The sequence below is a fragment of the Pseudomonas sp. JV414 genome (assembly GCF_032424305.1).
Taxonomy (GTDB): domain Bacteria; phylum Pseudomonadota; class Gammaproteobacteria; order Pseudomonadales; family Pseudomonadaceae; genus Aquipseudomonas; species Aquipseudomonas lini.
The window spans coordinates 405,112-422,717 of record NZ_VYKC01000003.1 but is presented as its reverse complement, the minus strand read 5'-3'; the positions used below and the strand labels follow the sequence as shown (position 1 = coordinate 422,717).

18 protein-coding genes are annotated in these 17,606 nt (G+C 58.8%); 8 read left to right on the top strand and 10 right to left on the bottom strand.

Annotated features, from left to right (window positions below):
• Window positions 1-260: 260 nt before the first annotated feature.
• Window positions 261-1,415, bottom strand: coding sequence for a class C beta-lactamase (ampC, locus tag F6R97_RS06705; protein WP_315866275.1), 1,155 nt, complete (start codon window positions 1,413-1,415; stop codon window positions 261-263).
• A gap of 159 nt (window positions 1,416-1,574) precedes the next feature.
• Between ampC and F6R97_RS06700 the strand changes: the two genes are divergently transcribed.
• The gene (locus F6R97_RS06700) at window positions 1,575-2,447 is read left to right on the top strand and encodes a LysR family transcriptional regulator (protein WP_038982382.1); all 873 of its coding nucleotides are present in this window, start codon (window positions 1,575-1,577) and stop codon (window positions 2,445-2,447) included.
• A 121-nt stretch (window positions 2,448-2,568) separates the two neighbouring features.
• Here F6R97_RS06700 and gudD read toward each other — a convergent pair whose 3' ends face one another.
• Both gudD and F6R97_RS06690 read right to left on the bottom strand, forming a co-directional pair.
• Window positions 2,569-3,912, bottom strand: a complete 1,344-nt coding sequence (gene gudD, locus F6R97_RS06695) for a glucarate dehydratase (RefSeq protein ID WP_038982383.1) — start codon at window positions 3,910-3,912, stop codon at window positions 2,569-2,571.
• 25 nt (window positions 3,913-3,937) lie between these two features.
• Window positions 3,938-5,284: an MFS transporter gene (locus tag F6R97_RS06690; protein WP_038982384.1), complete on the bottom strand. Its 1,347-nt coding sequence runs from the start codon at window positions 5,282-5,284 to the stop codon at window positions 3,938-3,940.
• Between the two features lie 366 nt (window positions 5,285-5,650).
• Here F6R97_RS06690 and F6R97_RS06685 point away from each other — a divergent pair, with 366 nt between their 5' ends.
• Both F6R97_RS06685 and F6R97_RS06680 read left to right on the top strand, forming a co-directional pair.
• Window positions 5,651-6,364 (top strand): FadR/GntR family transcriptional regulator, encoded by a 714-nt coding sequence (locus F6R97_RS06685; protein ID WP_038982385.1) that lies wholly within the window; start codon window positions 5,651-5,653, stop codon window positions 6,362-6,364.
• Window positions 6,365-6,537: 173 nt separating this feature from the next.
• Window positions 6,538-6,699, top strand: a complete 162-nt coding sequence (locus F6R97_RS06680) for a hypothetical protein (RefSeq protein WP_235375775.1) — start codon at window positions 6,538-6,540, stop codon at window positions 6,697-6,699.
• Between the two features lie 220 nt (window positions 6,700-6,919).
• Here F6R97_RS06680 and F6R97_RS06675 read toward each other — a convergent pair whose 3' ends face one another.
• Entirely contained in the window at window positions 6,920-7,831 is a 912-nt protein-coding gene (locus F6R97_RS06675; RefSeq protein WP_315866274.1) for a DMT family transporter, read from the bottom strand.
• A 96-nt stretch (window positions 7,832-7,927) separates the two neighbouring features.
• On the opposite strand from F6R97_RS06675, the gene F6R97_RS06670 reads away from it, so the two are divergent.
• On the top strand, window positions 7,928-8,791 hold the full coding sequence (locus F6R97_RS06670; RefSeq protein WP_038982388.1) for a LysR family transcriptional regulator: 864 nt from the start codon (window positions 7,928-7,930) through the stop codon (window positions 8,789-8,791).
• A 183-nt stretch (window positions 8,792-8,974) separates the two neighbouring features.
• Here F6R97_RS06670 and yegQ read toward each other — a convergent pair whose 3' ends face one another.
• Window positions 8,975-10,300: a tRNA 5-hydroxyuridine modification protein YegQ gene (gene yegQ / locus F6R97_RS06665; protein WP_038983660.1), complete on the bottom strand. Its 1,326-nt coding sequence runs from the start codon at window positions 10,298-10,300 to the stop codon at window positions 8,975-8,977.
• A 176-nt stretch (window positions 10,301-10,476) separates the two neighbouring features.
• Between yegQ and F6R97_RS06660 the strand changes: the two genes are divergently transcribed.
• Entirely contained in the window at window positions 10,477-11,538 is a 1,062-nt protein-coding gene (locus F6R97_RS06660; protein WP_038982389.1) for an AI-2E family transporter, read from the top strand.
• Here the strand turns inward: F6R97_RS06660 and F6R97_RS06655 are convergent.
• The 3 genes from F6R97_RS06655 to F6R97_RS06645 all read right to left on the bottom strand — a co-directional run bounded on the left by F6R97_RS06655 (window position 11,535) and on the right by F6R97_RS06645 (window position 12,583).
• On the bottom strand, window positions 11,535-11,717 hold the full coding sequence (locus F6R97_RS06655; protein ID WP_038982390.1) for a hypothetical protein: 183 nt from the start codon (window positions 11,715-11,717) through the stop codon (window positions 11,535-11,537). The two genes, F6R97_RS06660 and F6R97_RS06655, sit on opposite strands and share 4 nt — an antisense overlap.
• A 100-nt stretch (window positions 11,718-11,817) precedes the next feature.
• Window positions 11,818-12,012: a hypothetical protein gene (locus F6R97_RS06650; RefSeq protein WP_007901759.1), complete on the bottom strand. Its 195-nt coding sequence runs from the start codon at window positions 12,010-12,012 to the stop codon at window positions 11,818-11,820.
• Window positions 12,013-12,205: 193 nt separating this feature from the next.
• Window positions 12,206-12,583, bottom strand: coding sequence for a hypothetical protein (locus F6R97_RS06645; RefSeq protein ID WP_038982391.1), 378 nt, complete (start codon window positions 12,581-12,583; stop codon window positions 12,206-12,208).
• A gap of 239 nt (window positions 12,584-12,822) precedes the next feature.
• Between F6R97_RS06645 and F6R97_RS06640 the strand changes: the two genes are divergently transcribed.
• The gene (locus F6R97_RS06640) at window positions 12,823-13,641 is read left to right on the top strand and encodes a shikimate 5-dehydrogenase (protein WP_038982392.1); all 819 of its coding nucleotides are present in this window, start codon (window positions 12,823-12,825) and stop codon (window positions 13,639-13,641) included.
• A 284-nt stretch (window positions 13,642-13,925) separates the two neighbouring features.
• The gene (locus F6R97_RS06635) at window positions 13,926-14,444 is read left to right on the top strand and encodes a cupin domain-containing protein (protein WP_038982393.1); all 519 of its coding nucleotides are present in this window, start codon (window positions 13,926-13,928) and stop codon (window positions 14,442-14,444) included.
• Between the two features lie 175 nt (window positions 14,445-14,619).
• On the opposite strand, the gene F6R97_RS06630 is transcribed toward F6R97_RS06635, so the two are convergent.
• Window positions 14,620-15,267: a YceH family protein gene (locus F6R97_RS06630; protein WP_315866273.1), complete on the bottom strand. Its 648-nt coding sequence runs from the start codon at window positions 15,265-15,267 to the stop codon at window positions 14,620-14,622.
• A 140-nt stretch (window positions 15,268-15,407) separates the two neighbouring features.
• Between F6R97_RS06630 and F6R97_RS06625 the strand changes: the two genes are divergently transcribed.
• Window positions 15,408-15,917 (top strand): DUF1993 family protein, encoded by a 510-nt coding sequence (locus tag F6R97_RS06625; protein ID WP_007901777.1) that lies wholly within the window; start codon window positions 15,408-15,410, stop codon window positions 15,915-15,917.
• A 215-nt stretch (window positions 15,918-16,132) separates the two neighbouring features.
• Here F6R97_RS06625 and sstT read toward each other — a convergent pair whose 3' ends face one another.
• Window positions 16,133-17,383 carry a serine/threonine transporter SstT gene (sstT, locus tag F6R97_RS06620; protein ID WP_038982396.1) on the bottom strand — a complete coding sequence of 417 codons (1,251 nt, stop codon included), beginning with the start codon at window positions 17,381-17,383 and terminating at the stop codon, window positions 16,133-16,135.
• Window positions 17,384-17,606: the final 223 nt, after the last annotated feature.

Sequence of the window (17,606 nt, the reverse complement as noted above, 5' to 3'; positions counted from 1 at the left end):
CAGTTTTTCAGGTGTTGCGCATCATCGTTCTTCGCGGGCAAGCCACGCTCCCACAGGTTCTGCGTCTTGACCCTTTTTCGTTTATCCCCCGAACATCCGTAGCAGCTGCGAGCCTGCGAGGCTGCGTTCGGCTGCGAAGCAGTCGCAAAATCTGCCACGGCGTTCTTTCAGGTAAACCGCATTCTCCGGATTACGACCGCTTCGCGGCCGGACGCAGCCTCGCAGGCTCGGCAGCTGCTACGGGGCTGCGTCACTCTCGGCTATTTGTCCAGTGCACTCAGAATTTCATGGGCGATTTTGATTCGCTCGGCGTTGGGATAGTTTTTATTGGCCAGGATCACGATGCCGATGTCCTTCGTCGGAATATAGGCAACGTAGGCGCCGAAGCCGCCGGTTGAGCCGGTTTTGTTGATCAGCACATTATCGTGTGGCGGTTGCGGCGGGTTCAGCGGTTGGACGGCATGAGCCTCCATCGCCATCTGCGACGAGTTGCCGACGAGCAATGTGTCGAGCGTCACCGGATAGTTGTAGAACTCCCATCCCAACCCTTGAGTCATCTCGCCGACGGTGTAATAACCGGTGTGAGTGATGGCGATGGCTTGCTGCAAGGGCTTTTCCAGCGAAGTCGGATTCATGTTCGCTTCAACATAGCGAAGCAGGTCCGAGGCACTGGTTTTCACGCCATACGCTTCAGAATCCAGTGCGCCCGGTTCGACCCGCACAGGTTTGTTGTCCTTGTTGTAACCCCAAGCGTAAAGCCCCATCTGATCCTGCGGCACCTTGAGGTAGCTGTGTTTCAGACCCAGTTTCGGCAGCAAGGTTTTTTCCATCAGCTCATCGAACGGCGCCCCCATGCTTTGCGCTGCCAGATAGCCGAATAACCCAATGCTGGGGTTTGAATACTGGCGATGAGTGCCGGCGGTGTAGGTCGGTTTCCACTGCTTGAAATAACCGAGCATTTTGTCCTGATGGTCTGCATCGCTGGGGAATTGCAGGGGCAAACCACCGGCGGTGTAGGTGCCGAGTTGCAGCACGCTGATCCTGTCAAACGCGCTGCCACGCAATGTCGGTAGAACCTGACTGGCGTTGTCCGACAGGGTCAGTTTGCCTGTCGCCTGCGCGTAGGCGGCGAGGGTGGCGGTGAAGGTTTTACTCACCGAACCGATCTCGAACAGGGTGTTTTCGGTGACGGCTTTGCCGTTTTCTTTCGAGGCCACGCCGTAGTTAAAGTAATGCGCTTTACCATTGACGGTAATCGCGACCGCGACACCGGGGATGTGCTGTTGCTGCATCACCGGTTCAATGGTTGCCTTGACGATGGCTTCGATGCGCTCGTCAGCAAAGCTGTGGCTAACGCCGAGCAGAAGTGCGAAAGCGCTGTAAGACGCGAGTTTTCTCTGATTCTTTTTAGGCATGATTGAATGACTTTCCATGAGTTTCTGTGGTGTTAACCGCTACACTCCGAGCGGTTTTTAAGCCGGTCCGTTGCTGGGCGAGCCAAATCTATGCAGTTTGGCGAAGACCGACAAACGACGATATTTCGGATGAGCCATTAGAAAATTTTGGGGGTGGGCATGATTCGACCACATCTGCCGTTGAATGCGCTGCGCGCTTTCGAGGCTTCGGCACGTCATCTGAGTTTCACACGGGCGGCGGTGGAGTTGTGTGTCACGCAGGCGGCGGTGAGTCATCAGGTCAAAAGCCTTGAAGCCCAGCTTAACGTGACTTTGTTCAAACGCCTGCCCCGAGGCCTGATGCTGACCAGCGAAGGTGAAACCCTGCTGCCGGTGTTGCGCGAATCCTTCGACCGGATCGCCGAGACCCTGGAGCGTTTCGAGGGCGGGCATTTTCGCGAGGTGTTGACGGTGGGGGCGGTGGGGACGTTTGCGGTCGGCTGGCTGTTGCCGCGGCTGGCGGATTTTCAGACGAAACATCCGTTTATCGATTTGCGCCTGTCGACCAACAACAACCGGGTGGACGTGGCCGCTGAAGGCCTGGATTACGCCATTCGCTTTGGCGCGGGGGCGTGGCATGGGATCGAAGCGGTACGGTTGATCGAGGCGCCGCTGTCGGTGCTTTGCGTCCCCGAGATTGCGCGGCAATTGCACACACCGGCCGATCTGTTGCAGCAAACGCTGTTGCGCTCTTATCGAACGGATGAGTGGCCGGAGTGGTTTCAGGCAACCGGGCTCTCAATCCATGCGGCACCGCCGAGAAGCATCGTCTTCGATTCCTCGCTGGCGATGATGGAAGCGGCGTTACAAGGGGCGGGCGTAGCATTGGCGCCGCCCTTGATGTTCTCCCGGCAACTGGCCGCAGGCGTAATCGAGCAACCGTTCGCCATCGGGATCACCACGGGCAGCTACTGGTTGACCCGCTTGCAGTCGCGCCCTGAAACGTCGGCGATGGCAGCGTTCAAGGACTGGTTGCTGCAAGCTTCGCTTTAATACAAAACCCTGTGGGAGCGGGCTTGCTCGCGAAGGGGCCATCACATTCAACATTGATGTTGACTGACACACCGCCTTCGCGAGCAAGCCCGCTCCCACAGGGATTGCATGTGTTTCAGGGTTACCGCACGAGACACGGCCGCTTGTTATCGAACGTCCACCCCGGAATCAGAAACTGCATCGCCACGCTGTCATCCCGCGCGCCCAGCCCCATGCCTTTGTACAACTCATGGGCCTTGGCCAGTTGATCGATGTCCAGCTCAACCCCCAGGCCAGGTTTTTTCGGCACCTGCACGCAGCCGTCGACAATTTGCAGCGGCGCTTTGGTCAGGCGTTGGCCGTCCTGCCAGATCCAGTGGGTGTCGATGGCGGTGATCTCACCCGGCGCAGCCGCCGCGACGTGGGTGAACATCGCCAGGGAAATATCGAAGTGGTTGTTGGAATGCGAGCCCCAGGTCAGGCCCCATTCGTGGCACATCTGCGCGACTCGAACCGAGCCCTGCAGGGTCCAGAAGTGCGGGTCGGCCAAGGGAATATCCACCGATTGCAACTGGATCGCATGGCCCATTTCCCGCCAGTCGGTGGCGATCATGTTGGTCGCGGTTTTCAGGCCCGTGGCACGACGGAACTCGGCCATGACTTCGCGGCCGGAGTAACCGTTTTCCGCACCGCAAGGGTCTTCGGCGTAAGCGAGAACGTGATGTTGATCCCGGCACAGGCGGACCGCTTCTTTCAGCGACCAGGCGCCATTCGGATCTAGGGTGATGCGCGCATCGGGAAAACGCTCGGCGAGGGCGGTGACCGCTTCGATTTCCTCGTCGCCGCTCAACACGCCACCCTTGAGTTTGAAGTCCTTGAAACCATAACGAGCGTGGGCGGCCTCGGCCAGGCGCACCACGGCGTCGGCGCTCATGGCTTTTTCGTGACGCACACGGAACCAGTCGTTGTCGGCGTCCGGTTCGCTGCGGTAGGCCAGATCGGTTTCGTTGCGATCACCGACATAAAACAGGTAACCGAGCATCTTCACTTCATCGCGTTGCTGACCTTCGCCGAGCAGGGCCGCGACCGGTACGTCCAGGTGCTGACCGAGCAAGTCGAGCAGGGCGGCTTCCAGGCCGGTGACCGCGTGAATGGTGATGCGCAGGTCGAAGGTCTGCAGGCCGCGACCACCGGCATCGCGATCGGCAAAGGTCTGGCGCACTTGATTGAGGATCTTCTGGTATGTGCCGATGGTGCTGCCGACCACCAGTGCGCGCGCATCTTCCAGCGTCTGACGAATACGCTCGCCACCCGGCACTTCGCCGACGCCAGTGTGGCCGGCGTTGTCCTTGAGGATCACGATGTTGCGGGTGAAAAACGGGCCATGGGCGCCGCTCAGGTTGAGCAGCATGCCATCGTGACCAGCCACGGGAACAACCTGCATGCTGGTGATGATTGGGGCTTTTGCGGTTTCTTGTGTGTTCATTTTTATGTCCTTGAAAAGCAGGTATTCAGGCGTGACGGGGCGAAGGTTTGCCCAAGGCAACGGCCGGTGCGGGTTTCGGTTTATTGCGCGCGGCGAAGACGATGATCGCGGCGATGATCGACGTGGCGGCCAGGCCGTACAGCCCGCCCTGAATCGACCCGGTGTGTTCTTCCAGCAGACCGAAGGTGGTCGGCGCAACGAAGCCACCGAGGTTGCCCACCGAGTTGATCAGCGCGATCACACCAGCAGCAATCCGTGCATCCAGGTACGCCTGGGGAATCGGCCAGAACAGCGACGATGCCGATTTGAAACCCAGCGCGGCGAAGCAGATGGCGACGAAGGCGAAGATCGGCCCGCCGGTGGTGGACATGAACATCCCGGCGGCAGCGATCAGCAGCGCAGCGGCGACCCAGGCTTGCTGGTGTTTCCATTTGGCCGACAACGTGGCGAAGGCATACATGCCGACGATCGACAGCAACCACGGAATCGAGTTGAACAGCCCGACCTGAATGTCGCTCAGGTCGCCCATCTTCTTGATGATGCTCGGCAGCCAGAAGGTCGCGGCGTAGATGGTCAACTGAATGAAGAAGTAGATCACGCAGAACAGGATGATCTGGCGATCCTTGAGCAGCGTGCCCAGCGACGGTTTGATCGGCGTCGCGGCTTCGCGGGCCAGTTGTTCGTCATCGATAGCTTTGACCAGTGCGTCCTGCTCAGGAAGGGTCAGCCATTTGGCGTCGTGGGGTTTGGAGTCCAGCCAGAACCAGACAAACACGCACAGTCCGACCGAGAACATGCCTTCAATGAAGTACATCCACTGCCAGCCGTGCATGCCCAAACCGCTGATTTGCAGCAGCAACCCGGACAGCGGGCCGGAGATCAGCGACGCAATGGCCGAGCCGCTGAGGAAGATCGCAATCGCCTTGCCTCGTTCGACGCCGGGCAACCAGCGGGTGAAGTAATAAATCACCCCGGGGAAGAAACCGGCTTCGGCCACGCCGAGCAGAAACCGCAGGATGTAGAAGTGGGTTTCGTTCTGGATGAATGCCATGCAGGAGGCCACCAGGCCCCAGGTCAGCATGATGCGGGTCAGCCAGATTCGTGCGCCGACTTTTTGCAGGAGGATGTTGGAGGGGACTTCGAACAGCGCGTAACCGATGAAGAACAGACCGGCACCGAGGCCGTAGGCGGCAGCGCCAATTCCTAAGTCATGTTCCATATGGGCGCGGACGAAGCCGATGTTCACGCGGTCGATGTAGTTAACGATGAACATGATCACGAACAGCGGCAGGACGTGGCGTTTCACTTTTGAGATGGCGGACTTCAGGACCGAATCGGCGCCCTCGTTCATCCCGGATATGGATGTATTCACTGCTTTTCTCCCACTCGTTATTTTTATGCGGGGTGTGGCTGGGTGCTGCGTTGTTGATAGACATCATACAACTAGATTTTTTTAGTCGGCAAGTGTCGTCTCTCAACGAAATGGTGCTAGGGGGCAGGGTTTTTATTCGTTTTGCGGGTTTGTGTGGCGTATTTGTTGGGCTATGCCGTGGTCTGTTCAGTCGCCAATTTTTTATTTATCGGGACGGAGCGCCTGGATTCGATAGTTAAAATCGTCTGTTTTAGTATGTTTATTGAGTGTTGTCATACAAGTTTGGCGGCATTTTGTTGAGATTCCGATCACCGGGAGGCGAGCGCAGTGCTACGATCCGGATACCTGCTTTACGGATAAATCACCATGCAAGAAGACATCGACGCACCCGCGCGCAAGCGTGCCCATAACCTTGCCCATGATCTGGTGAGCAAACTGACCCAGAGCATCCTGCTCGGCCAGATGGTTCCGGGGGACAAGCTGCCGTCGGAGAACTCGATTGTTCAGGAACACGGCGTCAGTCGCACGGTGGTGCGCGAGGCAATCTCGAAGTTGCAGGCTTCGGGGCTGGTGGAAACCCGTCACGGCATCGGTACTTTTGTCCTCGAGCGTGCACCGGATCAGGGGCTGCGACTGAACGTCGATACCGCGCTGGGCGTGCGCAGTATTCTGGAGTTGCGCATGGGCCTGGAAACCCAGGCCGCCGCGCTGGCAGCGGTGCGTCGCACAGACCAGCAATTGGCGCAGATGCGTGAAGCGCTGGATGACTATCAAAGCCTGTTGGCCAACAACGACAGCTGCGTCGAGGCGGACAAACGCTTCCATCTGCTGATCGCCGAAGCCACCGGCAACGTGTGCTTCACCGAGATCATGCAACACCTGGGCAGCGCCATGATCCCCCGGACCCGCGTCAATGCCGCCGAGCGTGGGTCGGCGGATTTGAGCAAGCTCGGGCAACTCGCCAACCTCGAACACGAGGCGATTCTCAACGCCATCAAGCGCCAGGATCCGGATGCGGCGCGGGCGGCGATGTGGTTGCACCTGACTAACAGTCGCGACCGCTTTTCGGCTGATCGGTAGCCGCCGTTTGTCTCCTCGATAGCACCCCTTTTACAGGCTCGTTTCCAACCTGTACGGCCCAGATTCGCTGGACCTCATCAGTGAGGTGCGTCATGGCTTACGAGCAAATTCTTCAGGGTGGAACTTCCGATAACGACCCTGACAGACCCATTCCCGATAGGGACGATCCGTCGATGGATCACGATGCACCACCCGGCATGGATCCTTCGCGAGACCCGACCGATACGGACGTTGATCGTCCAGAAGACTGGAGGGACCCTGCTCTGGACCCGGATCTGGATGACGACATTCCGGCGCCGGATGAAGAAACGCCATTGTCCGACGACAGGCGATAAACGAAACCCGGCCGATGTGCCTAATGCCGGTAAGTTAAGCGCAATCCATGTGGGAGCGGGCTTGCTCGCGAAGACGGCGGCACAATCAACATTGATGTCGCCTGATACATCGCCTTCGCGAGCAAGCCCGCTCCCACAGTGACCTCATGAACATCGGAGATCACCTGTAGGAGCGAGGCTTGCCCGCGAAGGCGCCAAACGCAGCAACACCAATCAGCGATCAAACACTGGCCACTTGAATCCCAAAAAACCGCCGCTCCAGATTCAACGCCAACACACTGACCAGGACCACCACCGCACCCACCACCACCATCAACGTCGGCTGCTCGCCCAAGCCAACAGACGCAATGGCCATCGCAGTAGGTGGAATCAGATACATCGTCATCGTCGCCCGGCTCAAGTCCACATGAGTCAACACAAACGCCCAGGCCAGGTAGGCGAGGGCGCTGGGAAACACGCCCAATGCAACGACTGCCCATTGCACATGAAGCGGCGCGCTGACGATTTCGCTCGCCAGTCCCGGCAGATAAACCAGCAACAATGCCGTCCCCGACCAGACGGTGTAGCAGACCAGCGTCAACCCGTCATAGCGCCCGGTTTGATGCTTTTGCAAGGCAAAGTAGAAACTCCAAGACACCGCCGCCAGCAAAATCAGCAAGCCGCGAGCGTCGATGCTCCCCAATCCATGATCACCGGCCACCACAATTACCACGCCGGTCAAACCCAGCAACACGCAGCCCCAGCGCCACACGCTCACTCGGTCCTTGAATACGAAACGCGCCAGCAGCGTGCTGAACAACGGCGTGGTTTGCGCCAGCACACTGGACGCCCCGGCGCTGACCCCTTGCTGGCCGAAATTCAGTGCGACGTGATGCAGGCTCACGGCAAAGAAACCGAGCACGATCAGCAACGGCCAGTCGCGCAGGTTAGGCAGGCGGATGCCTCGGAACACGGCGACCACCGCCATGAACACCGATGCCACCAAAAACCGCAGCAGCGCCAGATGCCCCGGGTCATAGGCCTGCAAACCGATATGAATACCGGTCGGGGAATACCCCCAGCAGGCGACGACAAACGCCATCGCCAGAATGATTTTGACGGAGAGATGAGAGGAGGGTGTGAGTGGCTTCATGGTCGGGCACCTGTGGGCGTATGCACCGAGTATCGGAAGCCTGACCGTTCGCCACAACTGACTTATACTGCGCCAACTATTCACTTTAGGTGATGTATGGAGCTGGCGCAGATTCGCATGTTCAAGACCGTCGCCGACGTCGGCAGCATCGCCCGGGCGGCTGAGTTGCTGCACTGTGTGCCGTCGAACATCACAGCGCGCATCAAGTCGCTGGAAACCGAGCTGGGTGTCGCGTTGTTTCTGCGCGAAGGCCGAGGGTTACGAATCAGCCCGGCGGGGCAGACCTTTCTGGCTTACGCCTCGAAAATTCTCGCGCTGACGGCTGAAGCCAAACGCGCACTGGATCCCTCAGCCGAGCCATCCGGGCCGCTGCGCATCGGCGCTATCGAATCGTCCGCGACCGGTCGATTGCCGCGTTTACTGGCCAAGTTTCACAAGCGCTATCCCGGCGTTGCGCTGGAACTGACCACCGGCAGTTGGGGGCAATTGCTCGATGACACGCTCAATCACCGGCTCGACGGCGCGATCGTCGCGGTGGATGTCGAGCGTTCACATCTCAAGCGCACGCCGATGTACCGCGAAGAGCTTCTGCTGATTGCGTCGACGTCGTTGGGGCCGGTGCGCGATATCGCCGATTTGCAGGACAAGACCGTCTTCATGTGGCCTCAGGGTTGTCCTTATCGGGCGGCGCTGGAACATTGGTTGTTGCGTCAAGGGCAGGCGTTGCCGATTGTCAGCCTGGCCAGTTATGGCGCGATTGTCGGCTGCGTCAGCGCCGGGGCCGGCGTCGCGCTGGTGCCTAAAGGGATCTTCGATCAGTACGCCAAAGGGGCGGGGTGCGCGGGGTATGAGTTCCCCGAGCTGACGGCTATCGACAACCTGTTTTACTGGCATGAAAACGCCGGGGTTCACCCGGCGCGAGAGGCGTTTGTGGCGATGTTGCGCGAGGAGTTTGCCTGACCATTTGTGGTGAAGCAGCTTGCTGTGGTGAGGGGGCTTGCCCTAATAGCGGTAAGTTAAGACGCAGAATCTGTGGGAGCGTGGCTTGCCCGCGAAGAACGATGACACGTAATACCTGAAAAACCGCGGTGCATTCTTCGCGGGCAAGCCACGCTCCCACAAGGTTCTCGGCGCTCAAATTATCTAACTCACGCTGACATCCCGCATCAACAACCCAAAACGCAAATCCACCTCATCCGGAATCGGCAAATACACCGTGTGCCCATCCCCCGGCGCCACTTCAATCGCCTCGCCTTTGACGTTCTGCAGTTGATGCAAATCGAAGTGGAAGTTGCCTTGGGGCGTCATCAGTTCCAGGTGATCGCCCAGACCAAATCGATTCTTCACCCGCACCTCGGCCAGTCGATCCCGGCGTTCACCGGTCAACTCGCCCACGAACTGTTGGCGCTCTGAAACCGAGCTGCCGTTCTGGTAATTCTGATATTCGTCATGCACATGCCGGCGCAGAAAGCCTTCTGTGTAGCCGCGCTGCGCCAGGGATTCCAGATCGGTCATCAAGCTGCGATCAAACGCCCGGCCAGCCACCGCATCATCGATCGCGCGGCGATACACCTGGGTGGTGCGCGCGCAATAGAAGTGCGATTTGGTCCGGCCTTCGATCTTCAGTGAGTGCACGCCCATCTGCGTCAGGCGCTCGACGTGCTGTACGGCACGCAGGTCCTTGGCGTTCATGATGTACGTGCCGTGTTCATCCTCGAATGCCGGCATCAGTTCGTCAGGGCGATTGGCTTCTTGCAGCAGGAACACTTGATCGGTCGGCGCACCGATACCCAAGGTCGGTTCGGGCCGGAACTGCTGAACGATTTCACCGAGCTGATTTTCCCTGGCCGGCGTCGCCGAGTATTTCCAGCGACAGGCGTTGGTGCAGCTGCCCTGATTGGCGTCGCGCTTGTTCATGTAGCCCGACAACAGGCAGCGCCCGGAATAGGCCATGCACAACGCGCCGTGCACAAACACTTCCAGCTCCATCGCCGGGACGTGCTGGCGGATTTCGGCGATTTCTTCCAGCGACAGTTCGCGGGACAGGATGATCCGGCTCAAGCCCTGTTGCTGCCAGAACTCGACGCTGGCCCAGTTCACCGTGTTGGCCTGCACTGAGAGGTGGATCGGCATCTGCGGGAAGTGCCGGCGCACCAGCATGATCAGGCCCGGGTCGGACATGATCAGCGCGTCCGGCGCCATGGCGATCACCGGTTCCAGATCCTTCAAGAACGTTTTGAGCTTGGCGTTGTGCGGGGCGATGTTCACCACCACATAGAAGCGCTTGCCCTGAGCCTGGGCCTCGGCGATGCCAAGCGCGAGGTTGGCGTGATCGAATTCATTGTTGCGCACCCGCAGGCTGTAGCGCGGCTGGCCGGCGTACACCGCGTCGGCGCCGTAGGCGAAGGCATAACGCATGTTTTTCAGGGTGCCGGCAGGGGCGAGCAGTTCCGGGGGCGTGAGCGTCATGGCGCTGGTCATGGCAGTGTCGATCGCAAAAGCCGGCAAGGGTAAGCGGCTTGCCCGCGGGGTTTATTGATCTGGATCTATGCTTGATGAATAAACGGATGGCACTCGCGCGAGCCGTGGCGGACTAAATATCAGGACGCGCAAACGGCGCCCCTGCGCACTGACATGGATCGGACATGAACGAAACGAAACTGCAAAACACATCGTTGATGGTCTTGCTGACGCTGGTGAGCATCGCCTTTATCTGGATTCTGCTGCCGTTCTATGGCGCGGTGTTCTGGGCGGTCATCCTTGGCATTCTGTTTGCGCCCTTGCAGCATCAGTTGCAGTTGAGGTTCGGCTGGCCACGCGACCTGACGGCCTTGTGCACCTTGATTCTCTGTGTGCTGATCGCCATCTTGCCGGTGATCACCATCAGTACCTTGCTGGTTCAGGAAGGCGCGTCGCTGTACAGCAGAATCGAAAGCGGCGAACTGGACATTGCCGGGTATGTGTCACAGTTCAAGCAAAGCCTGCCGCCGTACGTTCAAAACTTGCTCGATCGTTTCGGCATGGGCGAGCTGGCCGGGCTACGGGAAAAAATCATCAAGAGCACTATGCAAGGCAGCCAGTTTGTCGCGACCAAGGCGTTCAGTTTTGGTCAGGGAACGTTCGAATTCGTGGTGGGCTTCTTCGTCATGCTGTATCTGTTGTTTTTCTTCCTGCGGGACGGCTCCGAACTGGCGCGCAAAGTACGTGCGGCCATACCGCTGGAAGATAACCAGAAGCGCCGCTTGCAGCTCAAGTTCAATCGTGTGGTGCGGGCCACGGTGAAGGGCAATGTGGTGGTGGCGATCACACAAGGTGCGTTGGGCGGTTTTATCTTCTGGTATCTGGGTATCCCGAGCGTTTTGCTCTGGGCGGTGTTGATGGCGTTTCTGTCGCTGTTACCGTTGGTGGGAGCGGGGATTGTCTGGATACCAGTGGCGGCATACTTCCTGCTCAGCGGGGCGATCTGGCAGGGCACGGTGCTGGTGTTGTTCGGGATATTTGTGATCGGCCTGGTGGACAATGTCTTGCGGCCGATGCTGGTGGGCAAGGACACCAAAATGCCCGACTACTTGATCCTCATCTCGACCCTGGGTGGCCTGGCGATTTTCGGCCTGAACGGTTTTGTCATCGGGCCGTTGATTGCTGCGTTGTTCGTGTCGAGCTGGGCAATTTTCGTCGATGCCAAGCCGCGGGTTCAGTTGCCTTAAGCACTGAGCTGGCCTGAACCGATACGTTGCGACAGGGCTTGGGCGGCGGGAAGCGAAGTGAGCGGACCGCTGATCGGTTCGCCGTCCTGCACCAGATACCAACAGGCAAGCAATCCTCGCGCTCTGAGCTGTGCGGGAACGGCGCTGCCGATGACGGACATGATCTGAACCTGAGCCATAAGTACCTCCATTAATCTATGGAGCTACCTTACGGATTGGACGCTTGAACGGACAATCAACGCTTTCGATAGTCGTCATTGATGCCAATGAGTTCTGCGGTCAATCCACCACTAGATCGAGCATATGCACCACTTCCTGCTCATTGAGCAGGCCTTTGCGCACCAGGTTTTCTGCCAGCAGCGAGAGGAATTTTGCGCTGCGATGGCCTTCCAGGTGTTTGAGTTCGGTCAGTGCGTTGTACACCTTGCCGGAAGTGCACAAGCCGACAATGCGATGCGGGTTTTGTGTGGGCATGAAGGTCGTCCTTGTTTTTATCAACCTGTTGTTTACGGACAGATCCAAGCTTGCGGACCTGACATGACATAAATATGACCAACTTTACCGGTCGGTACTGTCTCGACAGCGACCTTGGCGAGATTTATTCAGACCTCCTCCTGCCAATGGTCACAAAAAAGGCCCCGCTTTTAAGGGGGGCCTGATGAGCGTGTTACCAGCGGTCGCCACGATAATAACCATGGGGAGGGCCGTAATAGCCGCGTGGTGGGCCGTAACCGCGTGGCGGCCCGTAGTAAACCGGTGCAGGGCGGTAATAGATGGGTTGTTGCACGTACACCGGGGCTGGTTGGTAGTAGACCGGTGGCGGTTGCTGTATGTACACCGGCTGTGGCTGCACGTAAACCGGCTGCTCCACATACACTGGACGGTCGCGGCCGATTATTGCTGAGCCAATGATTGCCGAGCCGACGATCGCACCAAACACAGCCGGACCTTCCCAGCCGCCATGACCACGACCACCTGCTTCTGCCTGCCCTGCGATAGCGAGAGCACCGATCAGCAAGGCTACTGTGGGGATTTTACGGATCATGATAAGTCCTCGGTTCTTCGACCCGGCGCTCGCGTCTGCAATAGACACAAGTTGTCGCGGGGATACTTCTAAGACAGCATTTTTTTGAAAATCAGCACAGCCGTTGGGTAAATTTTGTGTAAGGTCTGTACCGGCTTCTTTACGGCTGTGTGCCAGGTGCAGACTGGCTTTTATGATCAATCAGAACCGGTGGAGTGGCTAATCCCGTCCATCCGAAAGTGCTATTGAAGGAGATTCCAATGCAGATGAACCCCAACAGAGACACTCAGCTGTGCATGTCACTCTCGGGGCGCCCCGGCAATTTTGGCCTGCGGTTTCATAACCATCTGTACGAACAACTGGGCTTGAATTTCTACTACAAAGCCTTCAGCAGCCAGGACTTGCCGGGCGCCGTTGGCGGCATCCGCGCCTTGGGAATCCGGGGTTGCGGGGTGTCAATGCCGTTCAAGGAAGCTTGTATCGCATTGGTCGATGAGCTGGATGCATCGGCTGAGGCTATTCAATCGATCAACACTATCGTCAACACCAACGGTCACCTCAAGGCTTACAACACCGATTACATCGCCATTGCCCAGTTGCTTGAAACCCATCAGGTTCCCAAGGATTCGACTTTTGCCCTGCGCGGCAGTGGCGGCATGGCCAAGGCTGTGGCCAGTGCCTTGCGTGATGGTGGCTACAAAAATGGTCTGATCGTGGCCCGCAACGAGCGTGCCGGGCGTGCTTTGGCTGAATCGTTGGGTTATCACTGGCAGGCGGAGTTGGGCACTCAACGCCCGCAAATGCTGATCAACGTCACGCCCATCGGCATGACCGGCGGGCCCGAAGCGGATCAACTGGCGTTCGAGCCTGACGCTATTGCTGCCGCTGAAACTGTCTTCGATGTGGTGGCGATCCCCTCGGAAACACCGTTGATCGTGCGCGGTCGTGCCGAAGGCAAACGGGTGATCACCGGGCTGGAAGTGATTGCGATCCAGGCGCTGGAACAGTTCGTGCTGTACACCGGCGTGCGGCCGACCGATGAACAGTTCCAGAAAGCTGTGGCGTTTGCCCGGAGCTGATCATCCCGATTATTTGTCGTCAGTACCGGCCCCTTCGCGGGCAAGCCCGCTCCCACAGGTTCAGCGCTGACCTTGGGGGAGCAGGCTTGCTCGCGAAGGGGCCGGCACATCTTGCATCAATAGGACTGACAGACCGTCGGCGCTGACCTTTGTGGGAGCCTGCTCGCGATTGTTGCGACTCGGTCTCCTGCCAATCCCCATTCACTTGCCCGCGAATATCCCCCGCCTATACTGGCCACCAGCAAGCGCAGACTTGCTCTCCAGCCACCGTGACCGAGGTTTTCATGCATCCCGCCATTCTCAACCTGGATCAGGCCGAACTTTTACCGCTGCCCGAAGAATTTGCTCCCACCGGAGACGCTGCCGGCCGCTACCAACAACGCTTTGCCCGCATCGGCCAGCAATTGGGCGCGCAAAAGCTGGGTTATCGGTTGTACGCCCTGGAGCCAGGCATGCGCGGCAGTCCTTTTCATAGCCATCGGGTTAATGAAGAGATGTTCTACATCGTGGCCGGGGAAGGGGAGGTTCGCCTTGGCGCCGAACGCTTTCCGATCCGCGCCGGCGACGTGATCGCCTGCCCGGCGGGCGGTCCTGAAGCTGCGCACCAGATCATCAACACCAGCAACGGCGAATTGCGCTATCTGGCGGTCAGTAGCCAGCAATCACCGGACATTTGCGAATACCCGGATTCCGGCAAATACGTGGTGATGGACGACTTCAAGGTCGATGCCGAGGGCAATGCTTCGGGCTTCGTCGCCGTCGCCAGGCAGGCTGATGGCGTGGATTATTGGGATGGCGAGTAGCAACTTGGAGTGAACACGGACCTGTGGCGAGGGGGCTTGCCCCCGTTGGAGCGCGAAGCGCTCCCAAAACCACTCAGTGTATTACTTCAGAAAAAAACACAGTCATCGATTGACGACTGCTTCGCAGCCGAACGGGGGCAAGCCCCCTCGCCACAGAGGTCCGCCCTCTGGCTATTTATTCGAGACGTGCCAGTCGCTCTTCCAGTGCCGCAATCCGCGCTTCAAGCTCTTCGATTCGCTCAACCGACACACCGCCACTGGTGCCACGCTCCACCGGATTCTGCCGGGCAGCCAGGATCGCGTCGATATCCGCCGGATCACCCAGCGCATGCATGTAACGGTCTTCGCGCTGGCCGGCCTGACGTGGAATCAACAGCGCCAGACCTCTGGCGATCAGGCGTTCCAGCTGATGCACCACCTGCTCGGCATCTTCGAAGTCATGCATGCGGCCGCTGCGGGTCAGCAGTTCGTTGACCGTCTGCGGGCCGCGCAGGAACAACAGCCCCGTCAAAATCACCTGCGCCGGCACCAGTTCCAGCGCTTTGTCGACCCGATGCTCCCAGCGGTCGGCACGGCTGCCCATCACCAGTCTGGTAAAACCACGACCTTCCAGAACGCGCAAGCTCTGGCCGACCTGGCCCTGGCTCAGGTTCATCACCGGTTCGCGGCTGGTTTTCTGGTTGCAGGCAATCACCAGCGCATTGAGCGTCAGCGGATAGGTTTCCGGGCTGGTGGCCTGTTTCTCGATCAACGAGCCCAGAATGCGAATTTCCGTGCTGTTGAGCCGCGGTTCGTCGCAGGTCGTTTCTTGTTCAGTGCTCATCGCGCTTTTCCCTATGCAGTCGAAGCATGCAGTCGAAGCCGCCTAGCCTAATCCTTGCAGGATAAAAGACAAGCCGCAGGGCGGTCGGGCATGGCTATAATCGCTCCACGTTTTTACTCCTGTCACCACACGAGACCACCATGACTATTTCCCTGTACGCCGCTTCCGTTCCGGTTTTCCAGCAAATGCTCAATGCCCTGAGCAATAACCTGAGCAAGGCCGAAGCCCACGCTACCGCGAAAAACATTGATCCGAACGCGTTCCTGCAAGCCCGTCTGTACCCGGACATGTTCCCGCTGGTACGTCAGGTGCAGATCGCCGTTGATTTCGCCAAAGGCGTTTCGGCGCGTCTGGCTGAAGTCGAACTGCCGAAATATGACGACACCGAAACCACCTTCGCCGAACTGCAAGCGTTGATCGCCAAGGTCCTGGCCTTCATCGGCGAGATCAAGCCCGAGCAGATCGACGGCAAGGAAGGCATCGAGATCGTTACCCGTCCAGGCACGCCTAAAGAGAAACGCTTCACTGGCCAGGCTTACCTGCTGAGCTACGGTTTGCCGCAGTTCTTCTTCCACGTCACCACCGCTTACGCACTGCTGCGTCACAACGGTGTGGAAGTGGGCAAGCGCGATTACATGGGCGCGTTCTAAACCGCCCAGGCGCAAAAAAGCCCGCCAAGGTGTAAGCCTTGGCGGGCTTTTTCGTTTTACCTCCTGTAGGGGCCAGGCTTGCCTGCGAAATGTGGGAGCGGGCTTGCTCGCGAAGGCGGTGTATCAGGCAACGATGATGTCGACTGACACTCCGTCTTCGCGAGCAAGCCCGCTCCCACAGGTTCCGCGCCAGCTTGGCTCCTACAGGGGCGTTGTTACGCCAAGCGCTGAGCTTCCCGGGCTTTCTGGGTCTTCAGTTCTTCACCCTGACACGCGGCCGCGGTGAACAGCACGTCGGTGGAGGAGTTCAGCGCGGTTTCCGCCGAGTCCTGCAACACACCGATGATGAAACCGACCGCCACCACCTGCATGGCGATTTCGCTCGGGATGCCGAACAGGCTGCACGCCAGCGGAATCAGCAACAGCGAACCGCCGGCCACGCCCGAGGCGCCACAGGCACAGATTGCCGCGACGATGCTGAGCAGGATGGCCGTCGGAATATCCACGGCGATGCCCAGGGTGTGCACGGCAGCCAGGGTCAGCACGGTAATGGTGATCGCGGCGCCGGCCATGTTAATGGTGGCGCCGAGCGGGATCGACACCGAATAAGTGTCTTCGTGCAGGCCCAGGCGCTTGCTCAACTCCAGGTTGACCGGAATGTTCGCCGCCGAACTGCGGGTGAAGAAGGCGGTAATACCGCTCTCGCGCAGGCAGGTGAGTACCAGCGGATACGGGTTGCGACGCAGCTTCCAGAACACAATGGCCGGGTTCATCACCAGCGCTACGAACAGCATGCAGCCCAGCAACACGGCCAGCAGATGCATATAACCGATCAAGGCGCCGAAACCGGAGGTGGCGAGGGTCGAGGCCACCAGGCCGAAGATCCCCAGCGGCGCAAAGCGAATCACCAGACGCACGATCAAGGTCACGCCATTGGATAGATCGCCCAGTACTTCGCGCGTCGTCTCGCCGGCATGGCGAATCGCAACACCCATGCCGATCGCCCAAGCGAGAATGCCGATGAAGTTGGCGTTCATCAGTGCGCTGACCGGGTTGTCGACCACGCTGAGCAACAGACTTTGCAGTACTTCGCTGATGCCGCCCGGTGCGGTTATCGCAACATCCTGAGTAGATAGCACCAGACTCGACGGGAACAGTGTACTGGCGATCACCGCCACCACGGCCGCCCCGAAAGTGCCCAGCAAATACAGAAACAGAATCGGCCGGATATGAGTTTCCTGGCCGTGCTTGTGGTTGGCAATCGAGGCCATGACCAGCACGAACACCAGAATCGGCGCGACAGCCTTGAGCGCCGACACGAACACTTTGCCAATGAAGGCGGTGGACTTGGCCAGCTCAGGCGCGAACAGCGCCAAGGCAATCCCGGCGATCAGGCCGATGATGATTTGCGTGACCAGGCTGCTGCGTTTCAGGCGTTGCAAGAGAGAAGGGGATGAAGCGGTCATAACGGCATCTCTGATTTTATTAGGGTGCAGGGTTCTGCTCATGCAGCAAAAAGCCGGGCAGGCCACATGGAGGGAACCGAAGGGTCGCTACATCAATGCCAATCAATGGCCGATGAGCAAAGTATAAGTACCGAGGGCCGCGGACTTTATCACAGCGTAGCCGTGATCCTTCAGACCTGTGACGATCTGCCACCCGATTGCTCAACGCGATTTGCAGGTTCGT

Bases quoted from the DNA above. Each gene is read 5' to 3' on its own strand.
- F6R97_RS06640 (WP_038982392.1), top strand. From the start codon at position 12,823: ATGCAGATGAACCCCAACAGAGACACTCAGCTGTGCATGTCACTCTCG.
- F6R97_RS06680 (WP_235375775.1), top strand. From the start codon at position 6,538: ATGGATCACGATGCACCACCCGGCATGGATCCTTCGCGAGACCCGACC.
- F6R97_RS06675 (WP_315866274.1), bottom strand. From the start codon at position 7,831: ATGAAGCCACTCACACCCTCCTCTCATCTCTCCGTCAAAATCATTCTG.
- F6R97_RS06630 (WP_315866273.1), bottom strand. From the start codon at position 15,267: ATGAGCACTGAACAAGAAACGACCTGCGACGAACCGCGGCTCAACAGC.
- F6R97_RS06625 (WP_007901777.1), top strand. From the start codon at position 15,408: ATGACTATTTCCCTGTACGCCGCTTCCGTTCCGGTTTTCCAGCAAATG.
- F6R97_RS06655 (WP_038982390.1), bottom strand. From the start codon at position 11,717: ATGGCTCAGGTTCAGATCATGTCCGTCATCGGCAGCGCCGTTCCCGCA.
- yegQ (WP_038983660.1), bottom strand. From the start codon at position 10,300: ATGACGCTCACGCCCCCGGAACTGCTCGCCCCTGCCGGCACCCTGAAA.
- F6R97_RS06685 (WP_038982385.1), top strand. From the start codon at position 5,651: ATGCAAGAAGACATCGACGCACCCGCGCGCAAGCGTGCCCATAACCTT.
- F6R97_RS06635 (WP_038982393.1), top strand. From the start codon at position 13,926: ATGCATCCCGCCATTCTCAACCTGGATCAGGCCGAACTTTTACCGCTG.
- F6R97_RS06650 (WP_007901759.1), bottom strand. From the start codon at position 12,012: ATGCCCACACAAAACCCGCATCGCATTGTCGGCTTGTGCACTTCCGGC.
- gudD (WP_038982383.1), bottom strand. From the start codon at position 3,912: ATGAACACACAAGAAACCGCAAAAGCCCCAATCATCACCAGCATGCAG.
- ampC (WP_315866275.1), bottom strand. From the start codon at position 1,415: ATGCCTAAAAAGAATCAGAGAAAACTCGCGTCTTACAGCGCTTTCGCA.
- sstT (WP_038982396.1), bottom strand. From the start codon at position 17,383: ATGACCGCTTCATCCCCTTCTCTCTTGCAACGCCTGAAACGCAGCAGC.
- F6R97_RS06645 (WP_038982391.1), bottom strand. From the start codon at position 12,583: ATGATCCGTAAAATCCCCACAGTAGCCTTGCTGATCGGTGCTCTCGCT.
- F6R97_RS06670 (WP_038982388.1), top strand. From the start codon at position 7,928: ATGGAGCTGGCGCAGATTCGCATGTTCAAGACCGTCGCCGACGTCGGC.
- F6R97_RS06660 (WP_038982389.1), top strand. From the start codon at position 10,477: ATGAACGAAACGAAACTGCAAAACACATCGTTGATGGTCTTGCTGACG.
- F6R97_RS06700 (WP_038982382.1), top strand. From the start codon at position 1,575: ATGATTCGACCACATCTGCCGTTGAATGCGCTGCGCGCTTTCGAGGCT.